This is a genomic window from Antarctobacter sp. (genome assembly GCF_048262615.1).
GTDB lineage: Bacteria > Pseudomonadota > Alphaproteobacteria > Rhodobacterales > Rhodobacteraceae > Antarctobacter.
Genome location: NZ_JBLXFB010000009.1, coordinates 182,215 through 192,478, shown reverse-complemented (window position 1 = coordinate 192,478; position 10,264 = coordinate 182,215). Strand labels below are relative to the sequence as shown.

The window sequence follows — 10,264 nt, the reverse complement described above, 5'->3', positions numbered from 1 at the left end:
TGATCTCCTTCTCGTCGAAGATCAGCAGACTGCAAATCATAGCTTATGTCAGTGTCCGAATTTCGGGAGGTAGCTCACAGAACGAGCTCAGATGCGCCGTATGCAGTTGCCGCAAGATTGGCCACTCGAGCGGACTGGGTTGAGTTCGACAAGATTTCAGCCTTAGGCGGATGGGGACGAAAGTCGGTACAAGCGCTGGAGTTATTGGCTTCCTCGAAAGATAGGTTTCACTTCAAGCTCTTTCAGCTTCTACTCGCGAAACTCGCTTCCAAAGGGCTTTCATCGACACTGACCCCAAATGAAGCAACTGTGGCATACTCTGGTCTTGTGTTCGAGCTTGAGGAGGCAACGGAAGACGCGGTGCAAGAGAAGCCACTGGCTCTCACCACTGAAGCCCCAGCCTTGGCGGTGCCAATCGACGCTTCAAGAGTGGAAACGTTCCTTGCTACACCGACAAGACAACGCGTTGCCATGCTTCTAGATGAGGGGGTAAGCCGTGCGGATATAGCTGGTGCCAGCGAACAAGAAGGTACGCCAAAGACCGAGGCGAGACTGTTTTTCGGGGATAGTGCGCCTCCCAAGGCGAAGCGGGCGCTCGAATATTTAGTTGAACATGGCAGTGTCGACGCGAATGAAATTGCCAAGCTGTTTGGTTCAAAGACAAATGGTGATCTAAGAGCGCTTGAACTTGTGAAAGTCACCAACGGCAAGGCGTCAACGGGCCTTACCGACTTGGAGGAGGTGGAACATCAGCTTCGCCACCGGGTCAAGCGCCAGCCAGCCATTCAGGTTGGGCGGGAACTGTGGATACAATACGACGAGCCGGAAGACATGGAGTTGTTTGGCCGGGCGGTTGCTGCTCGTTTCGGGAAAACTGACTACAGAGTAGCCACTTTCAAGAAGCTGGGAGCCAACATCAGACGTTGGGCGCTTTGGGACGATCCCTATCTCATCGACCCCACGCGCAGTGCTTTGGCGGCTAGACTGCATGCAAGCGCCCTAAGCGACGACCTTCAAATAGGCGCTTTTAGCCGCTCGCGGGATGAGGCACTGATCGGTAAGTTTGTAGCGCTCATGAGCGAGGGCTTATCCCTCACCGAAGCTGCCGAACGCTTACGTGTTCCACGTTCAACTGCGTTTCTGTGGAAGAAGGAAGGGCGCTTCGAGGCTTAAAGTTCTGGTTGCGAATGTCCGATTCCGTGTTGATGCAAGGATTGCTTCGCACGTGCAGAAAACGGCTGCTTCCCAGCCTAACTTACAGATTCCTTCGCATCGGCCCCGTGATGTCACCCTCCTACCCCCCAATCCGCGCCTCTAACGCCCGCAAATGGTCAGGCAGGGCGCGGGCGGTGATGCTGGCTTCTTTGACGAGGTGGTCGAAGTGCTGGGTGATGGCCTCGACCCGGTTGGTGTCGCGGAAGGCGAGGTAGTTGCGGCCAAGGTAGATGACCGCCAGCAGCGGGCCAAACACCGTCAGCGGCGCTGAGTACAGCCGCCGCGCGTCGAACAGGTAGAACCGCAGCCGGGGGTAGAGCGACTCACAATGGCCGGCGAGGCGGGTGAGTTGTTCGCGCCGGATGTCCGCGGACAGGCCCGCGTAATAGCCGGTTCCGGCGGCGAAGGACTCGACCTCGAACAGCGGCAGGGCGATCTCATAGTCGGACTGCGAGCGGCGCATCCAGTTCAGCCGGTCCTCTGACGCGTTGATCGCCTGCTGCGTGGTCTTGCCCAGATGGGGGGCGTATTCCCAGTCCAGCAGGTCTCGCGTTTTGAGCATGTCGGGCAGGGCGGGCGGCACATAGCGGATCTTGTAGCCCTCGGCCTCACGGTGCCAGTCAAAGATCTGCTCATCGACCAGCGCGCGGGGGGCCTCTGTCAGGGTCATGGAATTGGCGAGCAGGTCCGCCGCGCTTTCGGGGCGTTCCGACAGGCCCAGCAGCCAATCCGCCGAGACGCCAAGCGCCTGCGCGCAGGCCCCGATGAGATGCGCGTTGGGCAGCCGCGCGCCACTGTCCTTGAGCAGTTGCGAAATGGTGGAGCGGTCGACGCCGACAGCGCGTGCCAAAGCGGTTTGATTTGAGCCTGCCTTGGCCATCGCCTCTGACAGGCGGGTGCGGAGCAGGGCGGCGCGGGCGCGTTTGTCGAGAATATCGCTCATGTGGTGATTATTGTCACGTTTGCGGAGAAATGTGAACCATACACAGAGTGCCCAGCCGCGTGGGTCGGCGTTACCGTGTGGCGAGATCAGAAAAATCAGGAGGTTGTATGGAGACGCGGGCGCGCACATTGGTGAAATCCGTCCTTTGGACGTTGCTGGGGCTGGTGGTCATGATCGGGGTGGGGTTCGCCTTTACCGGATCGTTGATGGTGGGCGGTGGCATGGCGGTGATCAACGCCGCATTGGGGTTTGTCACCTACCTTGTGTATGAGCGCGTCTGGGCTGGCATCCGCTGGGGCCGCCATGTCTGAGCGGCTGCGTGGGCTGGAGTGGCCGACGCTGGTTTTGTTGGCGCTGTGTTACGCGTTGTGGGCGCTGGGGACGACGGTGGGTGCAGCGATGTGGCTGCCGTTGGGGATGGTCATGGTGGTGATCGGGGCGGCGCTGCATTCGTCGCTGACCCATGAGATGCTGCACGGCCATCCGTTTACGTCGCCTGTCTGGAACGCGGTGCTGGTGTTCCCGGCGCTGTCGCTGGTGGTGCCGTACCTGCGGTTCAAGGACACGCATATGGCGCATCACCGCGATGCGATCCTGACGGACCCTTATGACGATCCGGAGAGCAACTTTATGGACCCCAAGGTCTGGGGGCGGTTGCCGCGCTGGGGGCGGGCGCTGCTGCGGGTGAACAATACGCTGGCGGGGCGGATGCTGTTGGGGCCGCTGATCGGGACCCTGGGCTTTGTGCTGTCGGATGTGCGGCGCGGGGATCGGCGTGTGGCGCTGGGGTGGCTGCTGCATGTGCCGGCGGTGGGTGTGGTGGTCTGGTGGCTGGTCGCGGTCGGGCAGATGCCGGTCTGGGCGTTTCTGGTCAGCAGCTATGCGGCGCTGTCGGTGCTGAAGATCCGCACCTTTCTGGAGCATCGCGCCCATGAGACGGCGCAGGCGCGCACGGTGATCATCGAGGATCGCGGGCTGCTGGCGCTGCTGTTTCTGAACAACAACTTTCACATCGTGCATCATATGCACGCCATGGTGCCGTGGTATCGGCTGCCCGCGTTGTACCGTGACAACCGGGATCGCTATCTGAGCCGGAACGGGGGCTATCGCTATGCCTCATACGGCGAGGTGTTCCGGCGGTATTTCTGGCGCGCCAAGGACCCGGTGCCGCATCCGCTGTATCCCAAGGGCTGACAGGGGCATGCCCTGCGCCCCGGACCTGATCCGGGGCGGGGTTCTTGGGGGCTTTGCGGGTCTGGCAAGTGCCTGACAAGCAACGGTGGCTTGCATCCGGGACGCGCCTGACCCTAATGGCGGCATGGATCTCTGGATAATTGCCACGCTCTGCGCCGCCACGTTTCAGACGGCGCGATTCATGCTGCACAAGGTGCTGGCAGGCGGCGCGCTGAGCGCCACGGGTAGCACCTTTGCGCGGTTTGCCTATGCGATGCCGGCGGCGGCGGTGGTTCTAGCGGGCTATCTGTGGGCCACGGGGGCGGGACTGCCCCGGCCAGGGGCGAATTTTCTGGGCTGGGCGGTGATCGGCGGGCTGGGGCAGATCCTTGCCACGGTCCTTGTCGTGCTGTGTTTCCGCGAGCGGAACTTTGCGGTGGGCATCACATTCAAGAAAACCGAGGTGATACTGACCGCGCTCATGGGGTTGGTGGTGCTGGGAGAGGTGATCTCTGCCGCCGGGTGGCTGGCGATCGGCATCGGGCTGGTGGGGGTGCTGATGCTGTCGCGGACCCCGGATGCGGCGGGGCTGTGGCGCGGGCTGACCAGCCGGGCGGTGATCCTTGGCGTCGGGTCGGGGGTGTTCTTTGCCATTGCGGGGATCGGCTATCGCGCCACAACGCTGGCGGTGCCCAGCGATGATCCGGTGTTGCGGGCGGCGGTGTCCTTGGTCTGTGTGACCTTGTTGCAGGCGCTGGGCATGGCGGTCTGGCTGCGCTGGCGCGAGCCGGGGCAGTTGACTGCGGTCTGGGCGGCGCGGGGCCGCGCGGTCTGGCTGGGGCTGACCTCTATGGCGGGCACGATGGGATGGTTCACCGCGTTCACCTTGCAGACGGCGGCCTATGTCTATGCGCTGGGACAGGTCGAATTGATCCTGTCGCTGGCGGCCTCTGTGCTGTTTTTCCGCGAAAAGGTGTCGGCGCGGGAACTGGCCGGGATTGCCGTGCTTACGGTGTCGATTGTGGTGCTGGTTCTGGTCCTGTGACCACATGCAGCGGCGCGCGGCAAAGTGCGTCGCGCAGCACCAGCGTCACGGTGGCGAAACTGACATAGAGCAGCAGATACCACGATCCCATCTTGGACAGATGCACAAGGTCGAGGGTGTCCTGCCCCTTGTAGAGCCATGTGCCGGTGTTGGTGCCGACATTCTCGGCGATCCACAGAAAGATCGAGGTCAGGAAGGCGGCGACGGGCAGCGGCATCCAGCGGCGCGTGCGGTTGAGCGTGAACCAGACGCGGGTGCGCGCGAACAGCAGCACGCTGGCGGCCATCAGCACATAGCGCGCGTCGGGCAGGTAGTGGTGGGCGAAAAAGTTCACGTAGATCGCCACCGCCAGCGCCACGGTGGTCCAGAACGGCGGGTAGGGCGCGAATGTCATGTCGAAGATGCGGATGACGCGGGCCATGTAGCTGCCGACGGCGGCATACATGAAGCCCGAGAACAGCGGCACGCCGTAGAATTTCAGCAACGCGGGTTCGGGATAGGCCCAGCTGCCGGCGTTGACCTTGAACAGTTCCATCGCGGTGCCTGTGAGGTGAAAGAGCAGGATGACCTTGGCCTCTTGCAGGGTTTCCAGCTTGAAAACGAGAAAGCCGATTTGCAGGCAAAGCGCATAGAGGAACAGCAGGTCATAGCGGTGCAGAGGGGCGTCGTCGGGCCAAAAGCGGTCCGTCACCAGCAGGCCGCCCAGCATCAGGAACCCGAACAGGCAGGCCCATCCCTGTTTGAGGATGAACATCAGCAGGTCGGCGAGACCTTTGGGGAGATGCGCGCGGGTGAAATCCCCCAGCGCACGTTCGATGCGGCGTGTTGTGGTCATGAGGATCTTGATACGGTGGCGGGCCGCGAGGGCCAGTCAGGTTTGCCTGACCTTTCGCGTGGCGCGCGGATGGTGAGGGGGGCAAGGGGGGAGAGGGCGGCAAGGGGGCGCTGCCCCCGTCTCCCTTCGGTCGACTCCCCCGGGAATATTTCAGGACAGAAGAAACCGGGGGGCGCGCTCAGCCCGTGCGCGGGCCGGAATAGTCCGCATCCGACACTTTTTCCAGCCAGTCGGCGGCGCTGCCGTCCTGCGCTTCCTGAATGGCGAGGTGGGACATGGCCACGTCCGGGGCCGCGCCGTGCCAGTGTTTTTCACCGGGGGCAAACCAGACCGTATCGCCGGGGCGCAGTTCCTGCACGGGGTCGCCGTCTTTCTGGGCAAGGCAGAGGCCGGTGAGGATGTGCAGCGTCTGGCCCAGCGGATGGGTGTGCCACGCGGTGCGCGCGCCCGGCTCAAACGTGACGATCAGGGCGTTGACGCGGGCCGGTTCCGGGGCGGCGATCACCGGGTCAAAGCGGACGGTGCCGGTGAAATAATCGGGGTTCGGCGTGATGCTGGGGCGAGAGCCTGCGCGGTGGATCAACATGGACGGGCCTTTGCGTTGGGGGCGGATGACCGGCAGACTAACCCAAGCGCGGCCTTGTGTAAGCGGATTGTGACAGTTAGCGTTTGAACTGTGTTCAGGGAGGAGCGCGTCATGGCAGGCAAAGTGGCCGCGCGAAAGGCGGCGCTGCGCGAAAAGCTGGTGTCGCTGGCTGAAGCGCATATTGCCTCGGGCGGGCTGCGGGCGCTGAAGGCGCGCACTCTGGCGGAGGAGGCGGGCTGTGCCGTCGGCGCGATCTATACCCATTTCGAAGATCTGAATGCGCTTGCGCTGGAGGTCAACGGGCGCACGTTTGCGCGGCTGGGCGCGGCGGTTTCAGCGTCGATTGACGGCCACGACGGCAGCCCGCACGAGCGTCTGATCGCCATGGCGCTGGCCTATCTGCATTTCGCCGCCGACCAGCCCAGGCTGTGGCGGGCGTTGTTCAGCACCGACATCACCTCGGACGGGCCGGTGCCGAAATGGTATCAGGACGCGTTGGGCAAGCTGTTTTCATACATCTCGGACCCGGTGTCGGACCTGTTCCCGCGCATGGACCCGCGCGAATTGGATCTGATGGTGCGGGCGCTGTTTTCCTCGGTGCACGGGATCGTGCTGCTGGGTCTGGAAAAGCGGATTTCCGCGGTTCCCATCGACGGGATCGAACGGATGATCGCCCAGGTTCTGGTGCAGGTCGGAAGCCCCCGGCCTGCCTGAGCCGGGCCTTGCGGGGCGTGTGACCTGTTCCGGCCGGTCCGGCAGCGCCGGTGGCGGTTTTGATCCGCCGGACGGGGGGCGGGCCGGTCGGCCAGAGGTCTTATTTGTCAGCCAGTTTGCATTTTCCGCCGGGGCGCGACGCCGCGGGCGCGCGGCGCGGGTTTGTGCCCAGACCGGTCTGCGGATGTGACGGCGATCTGACCCCGGAGGACCGGGGAATCGGCGGTTGACCGGGGCGCGCCGGGGGCCGTTGCACCGGACATTCCGAGGGATGGAGGCGGCCCCGGCGCGTGGGGGGCCGGGTGCGTGTATGGCTGCGCGGGTGCCGGGTGGCCGCATTTGTCGTGTTTTGACAGATGGTTGTCGTGTTGTCTTCGGCAGTTTGGCAATAAAAATTGCAAAGAATTGCAAAAATGAAGCAGTCGTTGACAGCGCGGGTTCGCAACACTATCGTTGCGAAATGGATCACATTGCAATTTTTGTTGCTAAGGTGGGTGATGTCCGGTGATCCGCTTGAAGACTGGTTCATATCCCAGGGAGGAACACATGAACAAACTCGTGACACGGCTGGCGGCCTCGACTTGTCTGGCAATGGCGGCAAGTGCCGCACTGGCCGACGACGTGCAGAAGGTCTTTTTCCTGCTGCCCAACTCGACCACGATCCGTTTTGAAAGCCGGGATGCCCCGTTCTTTGTCGATGCGCTGAAGACCTATGCGCCCGCTGCCGAGGTCATCGTTCAGAACGGCGAAGGCGACCCGGCGCGCCAGCAGCGGCTGGTCGAGGATGCGATTGCGCAGGGCGCGGATGTGATCCTTTACACCTCGTCGGATGCCAATCTTGCCGCCGGAGCGCTTGCCGCCGCCGCGGAGGCGGGTGTGCCGGTTGTTTTGTACGACCACGATGCGGTGGGCGGCAAAGCCGAAGCCCATGTGGTGTTCGACTCTCTGTCGGTGGGCCGGGCACAGGGGGCGCGCGCTGCCGACCTGATCAAGGCCATGGACAAGGACGTGGTCAAGGTGGGCCGCATCAAGGGCAATCAGGGCGAATACGGCACCGGCCAGTACGAAGCGGGCCAGAACGAGTTCCTTCAGCCGCTGATCGACAGCGGCAAGGTCGTGGTGGTCTGCGAGCAGTACACCCAGAACTGGGATCCGGTGCTTGCGCAGTCCTTTGCCGAAGACTGCCTGACCAAGACCGGCGGCGATGTCGACGTGTTCCTTGGCATGAACGACGGAACCACCGGCGGTGCCGTGGCCGCGCTGATCAGCCAGGGCTACAGCGCCGGCGACAAGCTGGTGACCGGCGGGCAGGATGCCACTGTCGAGGCATTGCGGTACGTGGCGACCGGCTGGCAGGACAATTCGGTTCTCAAGGATCTTGCGGTTGAGGCCGACTATGCCGCGCAGGTCGTTGCATCGCTGCTGAAGGGCGACGGCGTCCCGGCGGATCTGGTCAACGGCAAGGTCGACAACCAGTTCATGGACGTGCCCGCCGTCTTCCTGCCGGTGTCGAATATCGCCTTGGGCAACTTGCAGGACGTGGTCGACGCCGGGGTCTGGACCTGGGCAGAGATCTGTCAGGGCATCGAGGACGCCCCGGTCTGCCAAGAGAACATGTAACGCCCCCGAGTCCGGGCATCTTGGAGGGAGCCGAACATCCGGCTCCCTTTTTCTGAACCGCTAACAGGGAGGGGGCAATGATGCGTACCGGTGATACGCCACTCATTTCCATGAGGAATATCAAGAAATCTTTCGGATCGGTCCACGCGCTGCGCGGGGCGTCCATCGACGTGTATCCCGGCGAGATCGTGGCGCTGGTGGGGGACAACGGCGCTGGCAAGTCGACACTGGTGAAGGTCATGGCCGGCGTGCACGGCTGGGATTCCGGTGAATACGACTTTGAAGGGCAGCCCGCAAAGATCGCATCGCCTTCGGATGCGACCGCGCTGGGCATCCAGACGGTGTATCAGGATCTGGCGCTCTGCAACAATCTTGACGCCGTGCAGAACCTGTTTCTTGGGCGCGAACTGGCCGGGTCGTGGTGGGGCGGTCGCCGGATGAAACGCGCCGAACAGGAAGTGCGGGCCCGCGAGGTGATGACAAGAATGCGGCTTGGCAATCTGTCGTTGTCGCGGCCGGTCGGGGCGATGTCCGGCGGTCAGCGTCAGAACATCGCCATCGCGCGGTCAATCCTGTGGAAGCCGAATGTCGTCATCCTTGACGAGCCGACCGCTGCGCTCAGCCATTCGGCGGCGGAACAGGTGTCGATCCTGATACGAACGCTGGCCGACGAGGGGCTTGGGGTCGTGGTTGTCAGTCACGACATCCATCACTTCGTTGTCAACGCAACCGACAGGATCGAGGTCATGCGGCTGGGGGCGAACGCCGCGAGTTTCAAATCAAGCGATGTGACCGGTGAGCAGGTTGTGAACGCCATGGTCGGCGGCAACGAAGCCGTGAATCTGGCGGGCTGAAGGGAGAATGACAATGAGCGATACAACAGTTCCAACCGCCGCCGGAGCGCCCGTTGCGCCACAGCGCCGGACCGTGGGCGAATTGCTGACCAGCGATTTCCGGGCCTTGCCCGTTGTGGTCGGCCTTGTGGTGCTGTGGATCTTTTTCACCTTTCAGAGCGATGTGTTCCTGAGTGCGCGCAACATCTCGAACCTGCTGTTGCAGTCCACGGTTGTCGGCATCATGGCGCTGGGGATCATGTTTGTGCTGCTGGTGCGGGAGATCGACCTTTCCATCGCGGCGATCAACGGAATCACCGCCGTTCTGATGGCCAAGCTGATCGTCGAATTCGGGTTCGCGCCGTGGGTCGCCATCCCGCTCTCCGTTGTCTTTGGGGTGCTGATCGGAATGGCGTCCGCGCGTTGGGTCACCTTTGTCGGGGTGCCGTCCTTTGTGGTGACTTTGGGTCTGGGGCTGGCGTTGAACGGGGTTCAGTTGCTGCTGTTGCCCGACACCGCGCGTTACGGGCTGATGAACACCGGGGTCGAAAAGATCGCCCAGACCAAGATTGCGGGCGGCTCTGCCTGGGTGGTCTTTGCGGTGTTTCTGGCCCTGACGGCGGCGCTGATCGTTTCGGGCGCGGCGCGGCGGCGGCAACACGGTCTGCATGTGCCGGTGCTGAGCTCCGTGGTGCTGCCGCTGGCCGGATCGGCGGTGTTCGGCGCGGTCATTGTCGCGGTCATGAACAGCCATCAGGGCATTCCGCTGCCGACGCTTGTCTTTGCCGTCCTGTTGATGATCGGCGGCTATGTCCTGAAGGAAACCACCTTTGGCCTGTCGCTTTACGCCGTGGGCAACAACGACGAGGCGGCGCGGCGGGCCGGTATCCGGGTCGCGGCGGTAAAGATGGCGGCCTTCGGGATCGCCGGCGGGATCGCGGCGCTTGCCGGGACAATCGCCGCGTCGCGGACGCTGGGCGTCGGCGTGTTTTCCGGCGGCGGGGTCGGCGGCGGAACGCTGTTGCTGGAATCGATCGCGGCGGCGGTCATTGGCGGCGTCAGCCTGTTCGGCGGGCGCGGTGCGATCTATTCCGCCCTGCTGGGCTGTCTGGTGATCGGGACGGTTCAGAACGGTCTGAACCTGATGGGAGTCGAGAATGAGATCCGTCTGATCGTGACCGGCTTTCTGCTGGTGCTGGCGGTGTCGATCGACAAGATCATCGAAAAGGCCACCGGCCAGCAGGCGTTCTGAGCCGGTTCGCTGGGCAACGACAGGACAAGGCCCCGACCGATGCGGTCC

General features: G+C 63.2%; 11 protein-coding genes. 8 read left to right on the top strand and 3 right to left on the bottom strand.

Annotated elements, in window-relative coordinates:
• The first annotated feature begins 117 nt into the window (after positions 1-117).
• Complete coding sequence (locus ACN0S5_RS12440; RefSeq protein ID WP_417208622.1) at positions 118-1,173, top strand: hypothetical protein; 1,056 nt, start codon at positions 118-120, stop codon at positions 1,171-1,173.
• 121 nt (positions 1,174-1,294) lie between these two features.
• On the opposite strand, the gene ACN0S5_RS12435 is transcribed toward ACN0S5_RS12440, so the two are convergent.
• Positions 1,295-2,158, bottom strand: coding sequence for a helix-turn-helix domain-containing protein (locus ACN0S5_RS12435; protein ID WP_417208621.1), 864 nt, complete (start codon positions 2,156-2,158; stop codon positions 1,295-1,297).
• Positions 2,159-2,265: 107 nt separating this feature from the next.
• Between ACN0S5_RS12435 and ACN0S5_RS12430 the strand changes: the two genes are divergently transcribed.
• The 3 genes from ACN0S5_RS12430 (at position 2,266) to ACN0S5_RS12420 (ending at position 4,376) form a co-directional block, all read left to right on the top strand.
• Positions 2,266-2,469 (top strand): DUF2061 domain-containing protein, encoded by a 204-nt coding sequence (locus ACN0S5_RS12430; protein WP_417208619.1) that lies wholly within the window; start codon positions 2,266-2,268, stop codon positions 2,467-2,469.
• Entirely contained in the window at positions 2,462-3,352 is an 891-nt protein-coding gene (locus tag ACN0S5_RS12425) for a fatty acid desaturase (protein ID WP_417208618.1), read from the top strand. The genes ACN0S5_RS12430 and ACN0S5_RS12425 overlap by 8 nt, the downstream gene beginning before the upstream one ends.
• Positions 3,353-3,476: 124 nt before the next feature.
• Positions 3,477-4,376, top strand: coding sequence for an EamA/RhaT family transporter (locus ACN0S5_RS12420; RefSeq protein WP_417208617.1), 900 nt, complete (start codon positions 3,477-3,479; stop codon positions 4,374-4,376).
• On the opposite strand, the gene ACN0S5_RS12415 is transcribed toward ACN0S5_RS12420, so the two are convergent.
• Together ACN0S5_RS12415 and ACN0S5_RS12410 are read right to left on the bottom strand one after the other, a co-directional pair.
• The gene (locus tag ACN0S5_RS12415) at positions 4,339-5,211 is read right to left on the bottom strand and encodes a DUF817 domain-containing protein (RefSeq protein WP_417208616.1); all 873 of its coding nucleotides are present in this window, start codon (positions 5,209-5,211) and stop codon (positions 4,339-4,341) included. The two genes, ACN0S5_RS12420 and ACN0S5_RS12415, sit on opposite strands and share 38 nt — an antisense overlap.
• A gap of 178 nt (positions 5,212-5,389) precedes the next feature.
• A complete protein-coding gene (locus ACN0S5_RS12410) occupies positions 5,390-5,797 on the bottom strand; it encodes a cupin domain-containing protein (RefSeq protein ID WP_417208615.1) in 408 nt (135 codons plus the stop codon).
• Positions 5,798-5,908: 111 nt separating this feature from the next.
• On the opposite strand from ACN0S5_RS12410, the gene ACN0S5_RS12405 reads away from it, so the two are divergent.
• From ACN0S5_RS12405 to ACN0S5_RS12390, 4 genes are all read left to right on the top strand, one after another.
• Positions 5,909-6,511, top strand: a complete 603-nt coding sequence (locus tag ACN0S5_RS12405; RefSeq protein ID WP_417208613.1) for a TetR/AcrR family transcriptional regulator — start codon at positions 5,909-5,911, stop codon at positions 6,509-6,511.
• Positions 6,512-7,057: 546 nt separating this feature from the next.
• The gene (locus ACN0S5_RS12400) at positions 7,058-8,131 is read left to right on the top strand and encodes a sugar ABC transporter substrate-binding protein (protein ID WP_417208612.1); all 1,074 of its coding nucleotides are present in this window, start codon (positions 7,058-7,060) and stop codon (positions 8,129-8,131) included.
• 77 nt (positions 8,132-8,208) lie between these two features.
• Entirely contained in the window at positions 8,209-8,985 is a 777-nt protein-coding gene (locus ACN0S5_RS12395) for an ATP-binding cassette domain-containing protein (protein ID WP_417208610.1), read from the top strand.
• Positions 8,986-8,998: 13 nt separating this feature from the next.
• The gene (locus tag ACN0S5_RS12390; protein WP_417208609.1) at positions 8,999-10,216 is read left to right on the top strand and encodes a sugar ABC transporter permease; all 1,218 of its coding nucleotides are present in this window, start codon (positions 8,999-9,001) and stop codon (positions 10,214-10,216) included.
• The last annotated feature ends 48 nt before the right edge of the window (positions 10,217-10,264 follow it).